We start from the raw sequence: 18,657 nt of genomic DNA, 5'->3' as shown, positions 1-18,657 counted from the left end.
GCCGAGCGCCTGCGCTCGGCAACCAGACCCAGCTTGCGCTGCAACCGGGGCAGCACGCGCGACAGGTGCTGGACCTCGGCGTCACTCTCCGGGGCGAGCCGGGCCTGTTCTGCAAGGGCCATGGCCGCCGCGTAATCGGTGTTACGTTCCAGCACGCGGATTTGCCGTGAACGCGCACCGGGGTAGCTGGACTGCCGGTACACGGTCATCGCCAGAGACCAGTCCTGCAGGCGCTCAGCCTGTTGTCCGATGCGGAACAGCAGCTTGCCGCGGCGCATCTGCAACCAGGGATTGCTGCACTGGATCGCAATGACCTGCCCGGCCAGCGCATGCAGTTCGGTACAGGTATCCAGCGCCTCTCGGCAGGCATGCAATTGCACGCACACATCGATGTCGGCGCGTTGGTTGATGGCACGCGACTCCAGCGAAAACTCGACTTTCTCATAGCGGTAGATGCCCAGATCAGCCAGCACGAATTCCGACCATTCCTGGTACAGATTGCCGAAGTACAACAATCGCAGGCGGTCACAGAGCGGCATGATGGTCAGGGCGAACACAGCGTCAGGCAATGCCGGGTGCCATTGCTCAAGGGACTGCGGCGCTTCGTACAACGGCTGCAAGCGCTCGAGCAACGCCTGCTTGCGCTCCTGGCCTTTGACCGCATGGGCTTTGAAGCACTGGTCAAGCTCGTCCCGGCGCAGCAACTGGAACAGCTCGCTCAACGCCAGTGGGGGACTGGCAACGACCCAGCCACGCTCCAGCAGCGGCAGCACTGCCCCATGAGGGTCGCCAATCTCGACATAATTCAGCTTGCTGGCCCGAAACAACACGCCCTTGCGCATCACCATGCGTACCAGCAAACCTTGGGCGGATACGGGCAATTCGGCAAATTCGCTGATAAAGCGGCGCTCGCAGGCATCGAGCAGGTCGTCGTAACGCTGGGCAATCCAGCCGAGAGCCTGCTGGAAGTTTTCCAGGTAATAAAACGGGTTGTCGAGAGGTGCAGTATTCAAGGCCAGCGTTCACATGACAGATGAGCAGACAGACCAAGGATACTGGTTATCCGTACAGATTCCAGCCTGAATGCCTGTTGATCGCCGGTGGGCCGATCAATGGCATGTATCACGGTCAGGCGGTCAGCCGTAGAATCGGCGGGTTTACATCTGTAGCCGAGGGTCAGGTATGCAAGCGCCACTGGTTTATCTCGCAGGCTTCGACGTGTTCCGCCCGGACGCCATCGAGTATGGCCGCTATCTCAAGGCGTTGTGCACGGCTCACGGGCTTGAAGGCTTGTACCCGTTCGACAATGAAGTGACGCCCGGGCGAACGCCGCACGAAACCGCGCAGCAGATCTACGCCATGAATGTCGCGATGATCCGCCGTTGCTCTGCCGTGCTGGCCAACCTGAACGTATTTCGGGGTCTGGAACCCGATTCGGGCACCGCGTTTGAAGTCGGTATGGCGGTCGCACTGAACAAGCCGGTGTGGGCATATTTTGAACCGGTGCCGTCGTTGCGCGAGCTGGTTCCTCATGATGCAGGCGGTTTGGACCCTCAGGGCTTTACGGTCGAGGACTTCGACCTGCCACGCAACCTGATGCTCGCTTGCAGTTGGGCAGGGACCAGTTCCACGGTGGAACTGGGTGCCGAGGCGCTGGCCCGGTACCTTGACGAACATCAGGGAATACCTGCGAACGAGCCCGCAGAAAGATAGACAGGCCAAGAGTCCGTCTTTATGCATGCCCTTTGTCAGCCCCAGCCGAGAAAATCACCGCCGTTGTCACGCAGCATCTGCAACATGCCCTCTGCCGCTGGAGACAGATAGCCGCCCTTGCGCAGCGTCACACCGATGGTGCGTTTTAGGGTGGTCTGCTCCAGCGGAACTTCGCGCAGATGTTGCATGGTTTTGCCGAACTCCAGCGACTCGCGGGCGATGAAGCTCAGCAGGTTGCTCTGGGCGATCAACCCTGGCAACAGGGAGATCGAGTTTGCCTCGATCTGCACGGTCGGCAGCGGCAGGCCGTTGGCAGCAAAGGTCGCATCCAGCCACTTGCGCGATGAGACACTGACCGGCGGCAACACCCAGCGGTAAGCGCACAAGTCACTCATCTTCAACGAGGTGCTGAAGATCGGATGTTGTTTGCTGGCAACCACTACGGCTTCGTCCCTGAGTATGGCGAAACTGGTGACGTCCTCGCTGTCGGGTGCCAGCGCACAGATGATCATGTCCAATTGTCCCGAGCGTAACGACTCACGCAACAGATCGTCCTGGCCGATCACCAGCTTGAAGGTGACATCCGGCGTACGCTGCAACAGGGCCGATGTCAGTTTAGGCATCAGGTACTCCGCCATCGTCGCGGCACAGCCGACGCGAATATTGCCCACCATGCCGCTGGCGAAGTCGCGAACCTCCCGTTGAGTCTGGGCAATGCTCTGTTGCAGTTCCTTGCCTCGCGCCTGCAGCAGTTCGCCTACCGGGGTCAGTTTGATTCGCCTGCCGTCACGCTGAAACAGCCGTGTTCCGAATGATTCTTCCAGGCGCTGGATGCTTTTTGTCAGCGCAGGCTGGCTTCGATTGAGTTTTTCCGCAGCTCGTCCGAGGTGGCCCAGTTCGGCAATGGTTTCGAAATAGGTGAGATCGCGCAGGTCCATATCTATCAACCAAAGTTATCAATTCATGATTATTAGAAAATAGACTTGATGGATGACGAAGTCGATACTGTTCGCATGTGATTCACCCCAATCAAGGAGAACGTCCTTGTCACACGCTTCACGTTATTCGCTTTCCACCCTTCCCCCGCTGACTCAATGGGCGGGACTGATTCTGCTGGCAGGTGCTGCCGGGCAACTGCTTAAACTGTTCGATATGCCTGCTGCGATGTTCCTCGGCCCTATGCTGGTGGCCATCGGCTTCGGTGTCTCGGGAGCAACCATTCGCATGCCCAAGCGGGCGTTCCAGCTCGGTCAAGGTACGGTCGGTGTTCTGATTGCGCATGCCATGTCTGTCAGCGTGTTGCTCACTGCCCTGCACTCCTGGCACGTCATGCTGCTGGCCACGATCCTGACGGTAGTGCTGAGCGCAGCGGTTGGTCTGGTGCTGGTGCGCTTTGGCGGTATCCCGAGCAACACTGCCGCCTGGGGAACGTCTCCGGGCGCGGCCTCGGCGATGGTCGCCATGTCCGAAGACTACGGCGCAGACTCCCGAATCGTCGCCACCATGCAATATGTACGCGTGGTCTGCGTGGTCACCATCGGCGCACTGGTCAGCCATTTCATCGGTGCACCGGACGCAGGCGCGAATCTGCACAGTACTGCAGCCGCGTTGCCGGATCTCAACCCTGCTGATCTCGCTTTAAGTCTGGCGGTCATCGCGGCAGGCGTAGCGCTGGGCGCACGTCTGCCGGCAGGTGCCTTGCTGGTGCCTTTGATGCTGGGCGGTGCCCTGCAACTGAGCGGCGTAATGCAGATCACCATTCCCGACTGGCTGCTGCCGATCGGTTACGGCGCCATCGGCTGTTATGTCGGGCTGCGTTTCGACCGGCCGACAGTGCAATACGTCTGGCGGCGACTGCCGATGATGATTCTGGCCTCGCTGCTGTTGATCATCCTCTGCGCCCTGTCGGCCTGGCTGATTGCAGCGATGATGGGCAAGGATTATCTCTCGGTGTACCTGGCGACCAGTCCGGGAGGCCTGGATACGATGGCTATCATTGCCATCGATACGCATGCCGACGTCGGTTTTGTGCTGGCCATGCAGACCCTGCGCCTGTTCGGGGTGATCCTGACCGGCAGCTTCCTGGCCCGGCAGATTATCCGCCTGACCGACAAACGCATCCCTGCGCTCTGATGGACGATTTCAGGCTCCGCTTACACTCGCGCGGTTCATTCCAGCCCCGCCAAAGCGCTGGCCAGGCTTGGTGCCAGAGGCAGTACCGGCAATAACGTGGCCTGATAGGCGTGATAAAGGTCCGGTTTGCCCGGCCAGATGTCTGCACTTGGCTCGTTGCATTCGTTCAGCTCATGGCGCCAGCTGCCATGCTCATGATCGATGAACAGAGTCTCGTTGAACTCCCAGAAACAGCGATACCAGTCTTCATATTGCTGCTCGCCGGTACGTTGCAGCAACGCGGCGGCCGCAGCAGCCGCTTCGCAATGAGTCCAGTGCAGGCGATGACGGACTACCGGCTCGTTTTGCCAGTCAAGGGTGTAGACGATGCCGGGGGCACCGTCGACATCCCAGCCGTAGTGACAGGCGTTGGCAAACAGCTGGCGAGCGTCGTCCAGCAACCATTCGGGATTGGCACGCCCGGCGTGACGACGCGCAGCCTCCAGATGCAGCAACAGTCGAGCCCACTCGAAGGCGTGCCCAGGGGTGGTGCCGAAAGGCCGGAAGCCGTCGGCCGGATTTTCACGGTTGTAGTCTGGCAGGGGTTGCCAGTCACGGGTGAAGTGCTCGATGACCTGAAAACGGTTGGCACCGGCATGTTGATGGATAACCCGCTCGACGATGCTCAGCGCCCGGTCGAGCCACTGGGCATCGCCAGTCACGTCGGCCAGTGCGAGAAAGGCCTCGGTGCTGTGCATGTTGCTGTTCGCACCGCGATAGGACTCCTCGCCGCTCCAGTCCCGAGCAAATGACTCACGCATGGCGCCTTCCTGCTCACTCCAGAAGCGGGTCTGGATCACCTGGATAGCATCGGACAGCAATGCTTGTGCCCCGGGCCTCCCCGCCACTACCGCAGAACTGGCGGCCAGCGCAACGAAAGCATGCAGATAAGCCTGTTTATCGGCTCTGCCGCCGTCTTCGAGCGCGGCGCTGAACCAGCCACCGTGTTCGGCATCACGCAACGGGCCATGCAATGCCGCAACACCATGATCGACCAGCGCTGCGCAGCCGGGTATGCCTTGCGCATGCGCCATGGCAAAACAGTGCGTCATGCGTGCGGTATTCATGGTCTCAGCCGTGGCGCCGACCATCAGACGGCCGTAGTCATCAAGACTGCCAAAGCCATTGTCCAGCCTGGAAGCCTTGGCGAAGGTCAACAGACGGTTGCCTTCCAGTGCCAGCCATTGGTGATGGGCTGGCGAACGCAGCCAGCTGCTGAAGGTGTGATTATTATTATCCATGACGCGATGCCGCCCCCTTCGATAAGGTTGTGCCCAGACTGTACCGGAGGTCATTTCGACCGAGGGCATAATGCGCGCCCGGTCGTTCGTCGGCAAGCGGACACAACCTGTATCAATGTAGGGTTTTACACCTTGAAGCGTGAGACCACCTGATTCAGGTCGGCGGCCAGGCGCGACAATTCATGGCTCGATGCACTGATCTGGTTGGCTCCCTGAGTCGACTGCATCGACAGGTCGCGGATGTTGACGATGTTGCGATCGACTTCACGCGACACTTGCGCCTGCTCTTCGGCAGCGCTGGCAATCACCAGGTTACGCTCGGAAATCTGATTGATCGACGAGGTGATTTCGCTCAACGATTCGCCCGCGCCCTTGGCCAGTGCCAGCGTCGAGTCGGCCCGATCGCGGCTGGTGTTCATCGAGTCCAGGGCCTGAGCAGAACCGCTGCGCATGGCATTGACCATCGAGTCGATTTCCAGCGTCGACTGTTGGGTGCGATGCGCCAGTGCACGCACTTCGTCCGCCACCACTGCAAAACCACGGCCGGACTCACCCGCACGAGCCGCTTCGATGGCGGCATTGAGCGCCAGCAGGTTGGTCTGTTCGGCAATCGAGCGGATCACGTCCAGCACCTTGCCGATATCCTGAGACTGATTGGCGAGGTTTTGTACCAGTGTCGAGGTGGCCTGTACGTTGTCGGTCAGTGTCTGGATCGACTGCACCGTCTCGATCACCCGCGTTTGCCCCGCCAGCGCCGAGTTGCTGGACTGAGTGGACGCATCCGATGTGGACACCGCGTTACGCGCGACTTCTTCTACCGCCGAGGTCATTTCGTTGATCGCCGTGGCGGCCTGATCTATCTCCGCATTCTGCTGGTTCAAGCCGCGGTAGCTGTCTTCGGTAACCGAGTTGAGTTCCGTAGCTGCCGACGCCAGCTGGGTGGCTGAGCTGCCGATGTGGCGCATGGCTTCGCGCAAATTGACCTGCATCATCGCCAGCGCACGCAGCAGGCGGGTGACTTCATCTTCGCCGTCCACCTCGATGGTGGGGGTCAAGTCGCCATTGGCAACCTGCTCGGCAGCGGTCACCGCACGTTGCAGCGGACCTACGATGCTGCGGGTCAGCCAGAGAGCCAGGCCGATGGTGCACAACGCGGCGAGCACGACAAAGACAATGACGATGTCACGCGATTTGTCGTATTGGGCCTCGGCCGACTTGCCTTCGGCGTCGACCTTGGTGACATAGAAATCGGCCAGGTCACCGAGTTGCTTGCCGGAGCCGTCGACGATCTGCTTCATGTCGACCAGCAACAACTTGTTCAGCCCGGTGCCATCGCCCTGCCCGGCGAGAACGAAAGAGCGATCCAGCGCGCTGCGGTATTGGCCCATGGTCACCATGAACTGGTCGGTCAGAGACTGCTCTTCGGGGGTGTCGACAAAGGTCTTGAGCGTCGCCAGCTTCTTGTCCAGGTCGCCCAGACGCACGTCCAGCTGGCCACGGTAGGTCGGGATACTCGCAGGATCGGTGTCCAGCGCCATACGCAGGGAGATGGTCCGGATACGCAACATGATTTCACGGATATCGTTGACCACTCGCATGCTCGGCAGCCAGTTGGTCTCCACCGCCACTTCACTTTGGCGAATGGTGGACATCTGCGCCAGGGCAAACCATCCCAGCAAAGCCACCAACAGGGAAATGAGGGTAAAACCCAGACCGGCACGACGAGCGATAGTGAGTTTGCGTAGATTCATGACCAGGGCTCTTTTATATTTGGAGGGCAGTGCCTGACGAGAAGTTGTCAGACAACCGACAGCATATCGTCCCTGTCCGACAATTCTTTAGGTCTGCCGGTGATCATTTAGGGTTTTTACTCCAAAGACAGGTCAGCCCCTGAACTACTTGTAAGAAGCGCCGATCAGAGGACCCTGATCAATTGCCAGCAGCCAGCTGCCAGAGCCGTGCTACGTCACGCGCACGGTCATGCAGCAGGCGGGCAGTATCGCGACAGGCCTGTTCAAGACTCATTGGCCCGCTGACCAGCGCAAAGGCCGCGCCGATACCGTGCGGGTATAGCTGCTCATAGCCATCACCCAGCGTACCGGCCAGTACGATTACCGGCACGTGCTGACGCTGCGCAAGCCGCGCTACACCAAGAGGGGTCTTGCCGCGCAGGGTTTGTGCGTCGAAACGTCCCTCGCCGGTGATGACCAGGTCGGCACCGGTCAGCGCCTGTTGCAGCCCGGTCAGATCGGCAACAACGTCAACGCCTGCACGAAACGAGGCATTCAGGTATGCCTTGGCGGCAAAGCCCATGCCCCCTGCCGCACCGCTGCCGGGGCTGTTGCGCTGGTCAAGGCCGAAGGTCTGCGCGGTGTGGTCGGCGAACCGCCCGAGTGCGGCGTCCAGCGCCACAACCTGCTCGGCCGATGCGCCTTTTTGCGGGCCGAAGATATGCGAGGCGCCATTCGGCCCGCAGAGTGGATTATCGACATCAGCGGCAATCTCGACGCACACGTCAGACAAGCGCGGGTCGAAGTCGCTCAGATCGATCCGGGCCAGATGGGCAAGAGCAAGACCGCCCGGCGGCAAGGGCTGATTGTCGGCATCGAGAAAGCGTGCGCCCAGCGCCGAAAGCATGCCGCTGCCAGCGTCGTTTGTGGCGCTGCCACCAATGGCCAGGATCACTCGGCGAGCACCCGCGTCCAGTGCGGCAGATATCAACTGGCCGGTGCCTTCAGTGCTGGTCACGCAGGCGTCACGCTGTGCCAGCGTCAGTAATTGCAAGCCACTGGCCATGGCCATTTCGATGATTGCGGTCCTGCTGTCGGCCAGCCAGCCCCACTGCGCCTGGACGCGAGTGCCAAGCGGACCATTGACACTGGCGCTCATCAGTTCGCCGTTGCAGGCGGCCAGCAGCGCTTCGATGGTGCCCTCCCCGCCATCGGCCATCGGGCATTTGATCAGTTCGGCGTTCGGCCAGACTTCGGCCAGACCACTGGCAATCGCGTCGGCAACAGCCTGAGCGCTGAGGCTGTCTTTGAACGAGTCGGGGGCGATGACTATTTTCATTGTTGTTCTCCATATCCGATCCTCGCATGCTCTCATCCGGGACCGGGTTTGCCGCCAGCCCTTCGCACAATGATCGAGCGCCGTTATCAGGCATTTGAACAAAAGCCCGGGTTAGTCGTGACGAGTAGTCATCTGCGCACCAAGGTACAGGCGCAACAGGTCATCAGTCTTGTAAGGGTCGCAGCCGGTCAGCTCGCCGATCTTCTCCAGCCGATAGCGCAGGCTGTTGCGATGGATGCCCAAGGCTTCGGCACACGCCTGGCTTTCGCCGCTGTACTCGAACCATTTGCACAGCGTGTCGAGGAGTTGCACGTGATTGTGCAAATGGCCAATCGGCTCGGCAACGTCTTCGGCCAGCCAGTCGTGACGGTAGCGCCAGAACAGCACTGGCAAACGGTGCGCTTCAAGACGCAGCAAGCGTTGACCCGGTCGTGCCTGACTGGCGTAGTCGAGCAGATCCCGTGCCGCCGCACAGGCATGGCGCAGGGCGGGCAGGTCCGCAGACTGAGCCACGGTAGCGATGCGCAACACAGGCCAGTGGTGCTCATCGAACTGCCTGAGCAGCAGTGCATCGTCGCGTTCCTTGCCTGTCGTTCGGCACCAGTACAACAAGGTGGGCTCACGCAGCACGCACCAGCTGTCGGCGTAACGCGTGCCCAGCCAGGTTGCCACCTGACTGGCAACCTGGCACTGCGGGGCAAACTGGATCAGCACCACCTGACGCGCCACATGCGGCTGCAGACCCAGCTGCCGCGCTTCATCCACCAGGCTGTCGGGGCAATCCGGCAACAGCAGTCGGGCCAGCAGGTCTTCGCTGCGTTGTGCCCGCCACTGAAGGTCCGCCTGCTGACGACGGTGTTCCATGAGCATCTCGGCGGTCATTTTCACCAACTCGCCATACACCCGCACTTCGTCCGGTTCGCCGGTGATGCCAAGCACGCCCACCAGTTGATGATCGAGCATCAGTGGCAGATTGACACCCGGTTTGACGCCGCCAAGCTGCAGCGCTGCTAGTGAATCGATTTCTACCACTTGCCGGTTGGCCAGCACTCGCTGTGCCCCTTCATGGCGGGTACACAATCGCTCAGGATCACCGCTGCCGATGATGATGCCCAGGTAGTCCATGACATTGACGTTGTACGGCAGAATGGCCATGGCCCGGTCGACGATGTCCTGAGCCAGTGCTCGATCAAGGGCGAACATGGGCGGCTCCGGATGCAGGACGAAGCTTGCAATGGTTAGGCATATGGATACATTTTGTTGAAGTTATAGAACGCCCGAGTGTGCCTGAAAGTAGCCACCAGCGCGACGTACATGGCAGAGTGCCTGCCTTGCCTCCTTGAACCTCCACACGTGCGCGCAGGCCCCTCTTGATCAAATCCCGACTTGCCAGTCTGCTGACGCTGTTGACCCTGCAAGCCTGCACGTCGATGGCTGAAAGCGAAGAGCCGACAACACGTTTTGAAGATTACCGGCAGCAGACCATCGAGCTGATGCGCACGCAGCGCAACTTCCAGACTGCCGACCACGAGGCAGAGCTGGGCTGGAATGCACCACAGCAATGGACTCCGACCGGCGCGCTCAAAGGTGGCGTTCTGCTGGTACACGGGCTGGGCGATTCGCCGTGGTCATTTCATGATGTGGCGCGCAAGCTGGTCGATCAAGGCTATCTGGTAAGAACCGTGCTGCTGCCGGGGCACGGGACCAAACCCGAAGACATTCTCGACGTGCGTCTGGAGCAGTGGCAACAGGTAGTCCGCGAGCAGGTGCAACAGCTCGGTCGCGAAGTGCCGAAGGTGTATCTCGGGGGCTTTTCGACCGGTGCCAATCTGGTGCTCGATTATGCCTATGATCACGAAGACATCGCCGGGCTGATCCTGTTCTCGCCGGCCTTTCGCTCCAACAGCGGCTATGCCTGGCTGACGCCATGGATCGGCTGGGCCAGACCCTGGCTTGCCACACCCAACGACGGCCTGCGCCCGATGCAGACACCGGTCCGTTACATGAACATGCCCACCAACGGGTTTGCCCAGTTCTATCGCAGCAGCGCGCTGGCCCAGGCCCGTCTGCATCAGCGGCGCTATGACAAACCGGTGTTCATTGCCATCGCCGAGCATGACTCGGTGCTCGACACCGATTATGTACTGGACACCTTCAGCCAACGCTTCAGCCATCCGGCCAGTCAGTTGATCTGGTACGGCGAGCTGCCCGCTCGCGCCGCTGAAACAACACGAGTCAAGGCCCGCAAGGACTCCCTGGCGGACTATCGCATCAGCCGCTTTTCACACATGGGTCTGCTTTTCTCACCGGACAATCCGCTTTACGGCGTATCAGGCAGCCAGCGCATCTGCTGGAACGGCCAGAGCACCGCGGACACTGCGCAATGCATGGCGGGCGCGTCGGTGTGGTATTCGGACTGGGGCTATACCGAACCGGGCAAGATCCATGCACGCCTGACCTTCAACCCGTATTTCGAGTGGCAGACCGAGGTGATGCTCGGCGTACTGAACGCAACACCGTAGTACGCAACCGCCTGCCTTGTATCGTCGCCAGCGAGATCCGTAGACGCGAACCTGTTTGCGAAAGGCGTTTTTTCGGGCATCACATTTCTGCGGCTGCACGGCCTGTTTCACAAACACGCTCGCGCCTACTCCAGCGGCACCAGCCGCTCACGGCTGTTGCTCAGGTGCGTCCACATCGCCGCACGCGCTGCGTCAGGGTCCTTGCGACGAATGGCGTTGAGCAATGCTTCGTGCTCCAGATTGGCCAGGTAGCCTTGATGCGCGAGGTTATTTCCCGCCCGCTCGCTCGAAGCAATGCGGCTGCGCGGAATGATCGCGCTGCCCAGATGCTGCATGATCTCCATGAAATACGGGTTGCCGGTGGCTTCGGCGATCAACATGTGAAAGCGCTTGTCGGCCTCGACGCAGCTGTCGTCATTGGCCAGCAGGTCCTGGTAATCATCCAGCGCTTGACGCATGGCCGCCAGTTGCTCGTCGGTGCGGCGCACAGCGGCCAGCGCGACAGCCTGAGTTTCCAGGCCGATACGCAGTTCGATGATGTCGCGTACCCGTGAAACGGTTTCGACCTTGAGCCGCAGGCCGGTCTGGTCACTGCGCTCCAGCACAAATGTACCGATACCGTGATGGGTCGCCACCAGACCTGACGCCTGCAACTTGGATATTGCCTCACGCACCACGGTGCGACTGACACCGTGCTCACGGACGATCTGGTTTTCGGAGGGCAGCTTCTGACCGGGTGCGATTTTACCCAGCAAAATGCGCTGGCTCAGTTCGGTGACCAGGTCGGTGGCCAGGCTGTGCTGCCTGCGTTTGGGTGCAGCACTGTTGGGCTCTTGCATGGCAGATGAATCCCTGACTTGTCTGATTGTGCTGCCGTATCACAGCCCTGACAGCGTGAAAGTGATATTGAATGCGCAAAGAGACCGGTTTCAACGCCCCGCGCAGTTGTCTTACTTGTATTACAAGTTAGCCATCACTGTCAAAATGGCTGGTTGGCCCCGACTTGCCTTTTTTTAGCAGTTCCAGTCGATCCGCAATCAGGAATACGTCATCCCTTCCCACATGAAAAAACAGCTAAAGCCCCGCAATCTCTTGATATAGCCATCAAGTTATTATCGTCATACTGACCTGCACAGGACCGATACCTGCTGACATAGAGCGCACCCAATCGTCCAATTCATCAGCATCAGGGGATTGCGGAACGAATTTTTACTTGTATGATGACCGACAATGCGAGGGACACACTTCGCACATACCCGCATAAAAACAACGAGTGGGAGATTCAACTGTGAGCACATCCAATTCCAGGATGGCCGACGGCACAGATCCGGTTTTGAGTTCAGCCGTATCGAAGGTCAAACGTCACGTCCTGCCGCTTTTCGTCATCATGTTTATCGTCAACTACATCGACCGGGTGAACATCGGCTTCGTGCGTTCGCACATGGAGCATGACCTGGGCATCGGCGCTGCGGCCTACGGGCTGGGTGCCGGGTTGTTCTTCATCGGCTATGCCCTTTTCGAAGTGCCATCCAACATCCTGCTGCAAAAAATCGGCGCGCGCATCTGGCTGACGCGGATCATGCTCACCTGGGGCATCGTGGCTGCCTGCATGGCGTTCATCCAGAACGAAACCCACTTTTACATCCTGCGCTTTCTGCTGGGTGTGGCCGAGGCAGGCTTCTTCCCGGGCGTGATCTACTACTTCACCCGCTGGTTGCCCGGCGTCGAGCGGGGCAAGGCGATTGCCATTTTCCTCAGTGGCTCGGCCATCGCGTCGCTGATTTCGGGACCGTTGTCAGGCCTGCTGCTGCAAATCACCGGTTTTGGAATGAAAGGCTGGCAGTGGATGTATTTCATCGAGGGGATGTTCTCGGTCGGCCTGTGCTTCTTCGTCTGGTTCTGGCTGGACTCCAAACCGCAAGACGCAAAATGGCTGACCCGCGAGGAGCAGGATGCGCTGGTCAGCGCCATCGATGCCGAACAGGCTGCCCGTGAAGCGGCGACACCGGTCAAGGCTTCTATTGGCAAGCTGCTCAAGGACAGCCAGATCATTCTGTTCTGCCTGATCTATTTCTTCATTCAGCTGACTATCTATGCAGCAACCTTCTGGCTGCCGAGCATCATCAGAAAAATGGGCACACTGACTGACTTCGAAGTCGGCATGTTCAATTCCATACCGTGGCTGCTGTCGATCATCGGCATGTACGTCTTCGCCGCGCTGTCCGCCAAATGGAAACGCCAGCAGGCCTGGGTGGCCATTGCGCTGTTGATTGCCGCTGCCGGAATGTTCATGTCGACCACCGGCAGCCCGATTTTCGCCTTTGTTGCCATCTGCTTTGCAGCGTTGGGTTTCAAGTCAGCCTCCTCGCTGTTCTGGCCAATCCCGCAGGCCTATCTGGATGCACGTATCGCTGCAGCGGTGATTGCGCTGATCAACTCGGTGGGCAACCTCGGTGGCTTCGTGGCACCGACCACCTTCGGCCTGCTGGAAGAGCATACGGGCTCGATCCAGGGCGGATTGTATGGCCTGACAGCCACATCGATCATTGCCGCGATCATCGTTTTCGCCGCGCGCAATACCCCCAGGCCGGGCGCGACACCGGTCGCCGCCATCCAGACCCCGGCCACGCATTGATGCCTATGCGAAGCGACGTTTCTACAGGTCATATTTTCTTACAGGATCAGCCATGAACATTCAGCAAGCCAACATTACCCGTCAGGCCCCCGTCATTACCGAGATGCAGGTAGTGCCGGTAGCCGGCCATGACGACATGCTGCTCAACCTGAGCGGCGCGCATGGGCCTTACTTCACCCGCAATATCGTGATCCTCAAGGACAATGCCGGGCACATCGGCGTCGGCGAAGTGCCGGGGGGCGAACTGATCCGCCAGACCCTTGAAGATGCACGCCCGCTGGTGGTCGGCAACAGCATCGGCACTTACCAGAAGATTCTCAATGAAGCGCGCAAAGCCTTCGCCGATCGAGATTCGGGTGGCCGTGGCCTGCAGACGTTCGATCTGCGCATCGCCATTCACGCGGTTACCGCACTTGAAGCCGCCCTGCTCGACCTGCTTGGCCAGCACCTGGACGTCCCGGTTGCAGCCCTGCTGGGTGAAGGACAGCAACGCGATAAGGTCGAAATGCTGGGCTACCTGTTTTACGTCGGCGACCAGCGCAAGACCGACCTCGCCTACCGCAGCGAGCCCGAAGCCGACAATGACTGGTTCCGTATTCGCCATGAGGAAGCGCTGACCCCCGAGGCTGTGGTGCGTTTGGCAGAAGCCGCGCACCAGCGTTATGGTTTTCAGGACTTCAAGCTCAAGGGCGGCGTATTGAGCGGCGACGCAGAAATCGAAGCCGTCACAGCGCTGGCTGAACGTTTTCCGGATGCCCGGATCACCCTGGATCCCAATGGCGCATGGTCGCTCAAGGAAGCCATCCGCCTGTGCCGCGATCAGCACCATGTGCTGGCATATGCAGAAGACCCGTGCGGTGCGGAAAACGGTTTCTCCGGCCGCGAAGTCATGGCCGAGTTCCGGCGCGCTACCGGCCTGAAGACTGCCACCAACATGATCGCCACCGACTGGCGGGAAATGGGCCATGCCATTCAGTTGCAATCGGTGGACATTCCACTGGCCGATCCGCACTTCTGGACCATGCAGGGTTCGGTACGCGTGGCCCAGATGTGTAATGAATGGGGCCTGACCTGGGGTTCGCACTCCAACAACCATTTCGATATTTCGCTGGCGATGTTCACCCATGTGGCAGCTGCCGCGCCAGGCAACATCACGGCGATTGACACCCACTGGATCTGGCAGGACGGCCAGCGCCTGACCAAGGCACCATTGCAGATTATCGGCGGCAAGGTCGAGGTACCGAAGAAACCGGGGCTGGGGGTCGAGCTGGACATGGACCAGTTGGCCAAGGCTCATGAACTTTACAAAGGCATGGGCCTGGGTGCCCGCAATGACGCAGCGGCCATGCAGTTTCTGATCCCGAACTGGACATTCAACAACAAGCAGCCTTGCCTGGTGCGTTGAGCCTGACCGACATTCGAAGTCACTCGCCGCCTGTTCACTTCTGGCTGGCACACGGTGCGCAACCCCCTTGCGCACCGTTTTTTTCAAATACAGCTTGGCATGCAAAACCGGCATGCTACTGTCTGGCGACCTCCAGTAACGACCAGACCGCATGCGCCATCTTGCCCGTACCCGCCCTCGCCTGACCTTCGCCGCTCTGGTAGGCCTGACCGCAGGCATTGCCTGGGCCTTGCTTATTCCCCATGCCACCCTTACGCAGAGCCTGCTGACCGGCTGGGACACGGGTGTCTGGCTTTATCTGATCCTGATTTTCGTGCGCACGCTGCGCAGTAATGCCGACGACGTCCGGCGAGTTGCACTGATGGAAGACGAGAACGCCGGTGTCATTCTGGTAACAGTCTGCGTTGCGGCGCTGGCCAGCCTGGCGGCGATCATCGTCGAAGTTGCAGGCAGCAAGGGCCTTTCCAGCGATGCCAAAATGCTCCATCACGCCTTCACCGGCCTGACCGTCATTGGCTCCTGGCTGATGATCGGCGTGATCTTCAGCCTGCATTACGCACGCATGTTCTACACCTGGAAAGGCAAGGAGCCGGCGCTGGCGTTTGTGGGCGGTGAAAAGAACCCTGACTACTGGGATTTTCTATACTTTTCGTTCACCCTCAGCGTTGCGGTCCAGACCTCCGATGTTGGCGTAGCGACCCGAGAAATGCGCAAGGTAGTGCTCGGACAATCGCTGATCTGCTTTGTGTTCAACACCGCGATTCTGGGTTTTTCGATCAACATCGCCGCCAGCCTGTTCAACTAACCTTCAGGCCAACTTCATTACGAGGACTGCAGACCATGACCCAATTGAAAATCGCCGTGCTTGATGACTGGCAGGACGTGGCCCGCGACGTGGTGGACTGGTCGACACTCGTTCCAGTGGGCGAAGTCAGCTTTCTGCACGAATACCCTGCCGATACCGCGACAATGGTCCAGCGTCTGCGAGGCTTCGACATCATTTGCGTGATGCGCGAGCGAACCCTGTTCGATGAGGCACTGCTCAGCCAACTGCCGGCGCTCAAACTGCTGGTCACTGGCGGCATGCGCAACGCGGCAATCGATATCGCTGCAGCGAAGCGCCAGGGCATTGTCGTATGCGGTACTGAAAGCTACAAAAACGCAGCACCGGAACTGACCTGGGCGCTGATCATGGGCATTACCCGCAACCTGGTGGCCGAGGCCAACTCATTGCGCGCGGGCAACTGGCAAGTCGGGTTGGGCAGCGACCTGCATGGCAAGACCCTGGGGGTTCTCGGCCTGGGCAGTATCGGCAAATGGATCGCCCGCTACGGTCAGGCGTTCGGCATGAAGGTCATTGCCTGGAGCCAGAACCTGACACCTGAAGCTGCCGCGGAATCAGGCGTCACTTATGTCAGCAAGCAACAGTTGTTCGAACAGGCCGATGTGCTCTCGGTGCACCTGGTTCTCAGCGAGCGCAGCCGTGGCCTGGTAGACGCAGAGGCACTGGGCTCGATGAAGCCGGGCGCCTATCTGATCAACTCGTCACGCGGCCCGATCATCGATCAGACTGCGCTGATTGAAACGCTGCAACAGCGCAGGATCGCCGGTGCGGCGCTGGACGTGTTCGACATCGAACCGCTGCCTGCCGACCACCCGTTCCGCACGCTGGACAACGTGCTCGCAACGCCACACATCGGCTATGTCACCGAGAACAACTACCGGACCTTTTACGGGCAGATGATCGAGGACATTCAGGCGTGGCATGCGCGATCACCTATCCGGGTGTTGGGGTGAAGCGTGCTGCTATAGCGATACCGTGCATACACCGAAACGCTGCCCCTGAAGCATTCATTTACAACTGAAAATGCCTCAACCTTTCGTTCAGTCCATTGGCGAGTTCTGCGAGTGCCTGACTGGCGCTGGCGGTCTTGTCCGCGCGAGTTGCCGACTGGGCCGCCAGATCCCGAATACGCACCAAATTGCTATCAACCTCACGGGCGACTTGCGTCTGCTCTTCACAGGCGCTGGCGATCACCAGGTTGCGATCATCAATGATCATCACCGAACTCGCGATAGAGGCCAACGCTGCGTTGGCCAACTCTGCCTGCGCTTTCGTGCGATGCGCCTGTTCGCGGCTTAGCGACAGTGCCGTCACGGTATCCCGGGTGCCTTGCTGTACGTGCTCGATCATGCTTTCGATCTCGCGCGTTGAATCACTGGTGCGATGCGCGAGCGCACGAACCTCATCCGCAACGACAGCAAACCCTCGGCCAGCCTCACCCGCACGAGCGGCTTCAATTGCCGCATTCAAGGCAAGCAGATTGGTCTGCTCGGAAACAGACCTTATTACCTCCAGGACTTTCGAAATTTCCAGTGTTCTGACGGCCAGCAATTGTGCGTGATGGGTAGCCTGCTGCACGTCCTCCGTCAGTTGCGTGATCGAACCCACTGTGAGACCGAGCTCACCCTGCCCCTGTCGCGCAGCGTGGGCCGAAACCCTTGATTCTTCTGAGGTGGAAACCGCATTGCGCGTGACTTCCTGTACCGCCTGGCTCATCTCGGTGACTGCAGCAGCCGACATGTCTATTTCGCTACTCTGAACACGCAGATCAGCGTTGTTATCGCGCATCAGTATGTTCAGCTCTTCGGTCGCTGTGAACAATTGTCCCGCGACCTGCCCAACATGGCTCAGCGTGCCTCTGAGGTTTTGACGCATTCGTACCATCGACTGCAGTAACAGGGCAGCCTCATCGCGTCCCCCGCTTTCGATGTACTCGATGCGAAGATCGCCTGCGGCAATCGTTTCGGATGCTGCCAATGCCTGTCTTATCGGGCCGGCCAGGCTGACAGTAAGACGCCAGGCCAGGATCAGGGTTACCAGCAGCGCTGATCCCATTGTAAACAACGTGACCCGATTGGCATTGGCATAGGTATGGCTGGCGCTCGTGCTGGCATCGACTTGCGACGCATCATTGAGCTGTTTGAGATCTTCCAGCTGCCCCATCAGGGACTTCGCGATACTGGCCATATCAGTCCAGGCCAACAGACGGCCTGCGTCCTCCTGACCTGCGGTGATCATGGCGTGAACCTGTTCGGCATGACGAACGTAGTCTTGAAAAGTCTTGCCCACGCCGTCAATCACATCACGTTCACCAGGTGAGTCAATAAACGGCTGGTACGCCTCTATCGCTTTTGCGAACGCTGATTCGCGCTGCATCAACTCCTCGCGTGCCTGAACCAGCTGATCGGCATTACGAGCAGATAACATTTTCATTACATCGTATCGCGTGTTTGAAAACGCTAACGCAATCGCATCGCCCAAGGCAATTCCAGGCAATGAGTCATTTTCGATGTCAAGCCCTTTGGCACGGATACTGGATAACTGCGCCAGGCTAAAAACACCCAGGCCCAGCACAAGCAAAACCATAACGGCAAAGCATGCCACCGTTCGCGTGGCTATGTTGAAACGTCTCAGGTACATACAACTTCCTCTTGATACATCATGCGCCAAGCATATACCGGGATAGAAACTCACCCAGTGACAGTAGAAAAAAGTAGCCTCAAGGGGCCGGTTATAAACCATGTCCATTACATCAACGCAACGCGCCGATACTTTTCGGCAACGCCGCCGATACTATTTTGCTTACCAAGGGCGACTTAATAAACGTGCGACCACCGCGGATCAATAAAGCGAAGGGCGCACCGCAGGATCTGCTATTATCAACCCCACCCCACTGCCAATTAAGCCATAGGTTTTTTTGCAATAAAACAAAAATTCAACACACTAAAAAGTAAGACTTTTAGTCGTCTCTACACCATGACTTATGACCTTCTATTCACCTCATTCATCATCCTCTCCGCCCCCCCACAGCGCCCACCCTGGAATACCTAACTAAA

At 59.2% G+C, this 18,657-nt stretch carries 14 protein-coding genes and 3 pseudogenes; 7 read left to right on the top strand and 10 right to left on the bottom strand.

What is annotated here, in order from left to right; translation table 11 throughout:
• Window positions 1-1,013: pseudogene (locus ALO80_RS11485) on the bottom strand (VRR-NUC domain-containing protein); the annotation flags it as partial.
• Window positions 1,014-1,182: 169 nt separating this feature from the next.
• Here ALO80_RS11485 and ALO80_RS11480 point away from each other — a divergent pair.
• Entirely contained in the window at window positions 1,183-1,713 is a 531-nt protein-coding gene (locus ALO80_RS11480) for a nucleoside 2-deoxyribosyltransferase (RefSeq protein WP_055009095.1), read from the top strand.
• Between the two features lie 35 nt (window positions 1,714-1,748).
• Here ALO80_RS11480 and ALO80_RS11475 read toward each other — a convergent pair whose 3' ends face one another.
• Window positions 1,749-2,651, bottom strand: a complete 903-nt coding sequence (locus ALO80_RS11475) for a LysR family transcriptional regulator (protein ID WP_055009094.1) — start codon at window positions 2,649-2,651, stop codon at window positions 1,749-1,751.
• Window positions 2,652-2,757: 106 nt separating this feature from the next.
• Between ALO80_RS11475 and ALO80_RS11470 the strand changes: the two genes are divergently transcribed.
• A complete protein-coding gene (locus tag ALO80_RS11470) occupies window positions 2,758-3,846 on the top strand; it encodes an AbrB family transcriptional regulator (RefSeq protein WP_055009093.1) in 1,089 nt (362 codons plus the stop codon).
• A 35-nt stretch (window positions 3,847-3,881) separates the two neighbouring features.
• Here the strand turns inward: ALO80_RS11470 and ALO80_RS11465 are convergent, their stop codons facing one another.
• From ALO80_RS11465 to ALO80_RS11450, 5 genes and pseudogenes are all read right to left on the bottom strand, one after another.
• A complete protein-coding gene (locus ALO80_RS11465) occupies window positions 3,882-5,126 on the bottom strand; it encodes a D-mannose isomerase (RefSeq protein ID WP_055009092.1) in 1,245 nt (414 codons plus the stop codon).
• 125 nt (window positions 5,127-5,251) lie between these two features.
• Window positions 5,252-6,091: a methyl-accepting chemotaxis protein gene (locus ALO80_RS32535; protein WP_371904932.1), complete on the bottom strand. Its 840-nt coding sequence runs from the start codon at window positions 6,089-6,091 to the stop codon at window positions 5,252-5,254.
• Between the two features lie 15 nt (window positions 6,092-6,106).
• Window positions 6,107-6,877, bottom strand: a pseudogene (locus ALO80_RS32530) (MCP four helix bundle domain-containing protein); the annotation flags it as partial.
• A gap of 178 nt (window positions 6,878-7,055) precedes the next feature.
• Window positions 7,056-8,195, bottom strand: a complete 1,140-nt coding sequence (locus tag ALO80_RS11455) for a glycerate kinase (RefSeq protein ID WP_055009090.1) — start codon at window positions 8,193-8,195, stop codon at window positions 7,056-7,058.
• A gap of 111 nt (window positions 8,196-8,306) precedes the next feature.
• Window positions 8,307-9,398 carry a sugar diacid recognition domain-containing protein gene (locus ALO80_RS11450; protein ID WP_055009089.1) on the bottom strand — a complete coding sequence of 364 codons (1,092 nt, stop codon included), beginning with the start codon at window positions 9,396-9,398 and terminating at the stop codon, window positions 8,307-8,309.
• A 167-nt stretch (window positions 9,399-9,565) separates the two neighbouring features.
• On the opposite strand from ALO80_RS11450, the gene ALO80_RS11445 reads away from it, so the two are divergent.
• On the top strand, window positions 9,566-10,717 hold the full coding sequence (locus ALO80_RS11445; protein ID WP_162491673.1) for an alpha/beta hydrolase: 1,152 nt from the start codon (window positions 9,566-9,568) through the stop codon (window positions 10,715-10,717).
• 125 nt (window positions 10,718-10,842) lie between these two features.
• Here ALO80_RS11445 and ALO80_RS11440 read toward each other — a convergent pair whose 3' ends face one another.
• The gene (locus ALO80_RS11440) at window positions 10,843-11,556 is read right to left on the bottom strand and encodes a FadR/GntR family transcriptional regulator (protein WP_055009088.1); all 714 of its coding nucleotides are present in this window, start codon (window positions 11,554-11,556) and stop codon (window positions 10,843-10,845) included.
• A 470-nt stretch (window positions 11,557-12,026) separates the two neighbouring features.
• On the opposite strand from ALO80_RS11440, the gene ALO80_RS11435 reads away from it, so the two are divergent.
• The 4 genes from ALO80_RS11435 to ALO80_RS11420 all read left to right on the top strand — a co-directional run bounded on the left by ALO80_RS11435 (window position 12,027) and on the right by ALO80_RS11420 (window position 16,554).
• A complete protein-coding gene (locus tag ALO80_RS11435) occupies window positions 12,027-13,352 on the top strand; it encodes an MFS transporter (RefSeq protein ID WP_055009087.1) in 1,326 nt (441 codons plus the stop codon).
• 52 nt (window positions 13,353-13,404) lie between these two features.
• Complete coding sequence (gene gudD, locus ALO80_RS11430; protein WP_055009086.1) at window positions 13,405-14,757, top strand: glucarate dehydratase; 1,353 nt, start codon at window positions 13,405-13,407, stop codon at window positions 14,755-14,757.
• A gap of 151 nt (window positions 14,758-14,908) precedes the next feature.
• Window positions 14,909-15,562, top strand: coding sequence for a DUF1345 domain-containing protein (locus tag ALO80_RS11425; protein ID WP_055009085.1), 654 nt, complete (start codon window positions 14,909-14,911; stop codon window positions 15,560-15,562).
• Between the two features lie 35 nt (window positions 15,563-15,597).
• Complete coding sequence (locus ALO80_RS11420; RefSeq protein WP_055009084.1) at window positions 15,598-16,554, top strand: D-2-hydroxyacid dehydrogenase family protein; 957 nt, start codon at window positions 15,598-15,600, stop codon at window positions 16,552-16,554.
• A gap of 58 nt (window positions 16,555-16,612) precedes the next feature.
• Here ALO80_RS11420 and ALO80_RS11415 read toward each other — a convergent pair whose 3' ends face one another.
• A complete protein-coding gene (locus ALO80_RS11415) occupies window positions 16,613-17,764 on the bottom strand; it encodes a methyl-accepting chemotaxis protein (protein ID WP_375233017.1) in 1,152 nt (383 codons plus the stop codon).
• Window positions 17,759-18,187: pseudogene (locus tag ALO80_RS32730) on the bottom strand (MCP four helix bundle domain-containing protein); the annotation flags it as partial. The gene ALO80_RS11415 and the pseudogene ALO80_RS32730, both read right to left, overlap by 6 nt.
• Window positions 18,188-18,657: the final 470 nt, after the last annotated feature.

The sequence above is a fragment of the Pseudomonas caricapapayae genome, from assembly GCF_001400735.1.
Taxonomy (GTDB): Bacteria; Pseudomonadota; Gammaproteobacteria; order Pseudomonadales; family Pseudomonadaceae; genus Aquipseudomonas; species Aquipseudomonas caricapapayae.
This window is presented reverse-complemented; position numbering and strand designations above follow the sequence as displayed.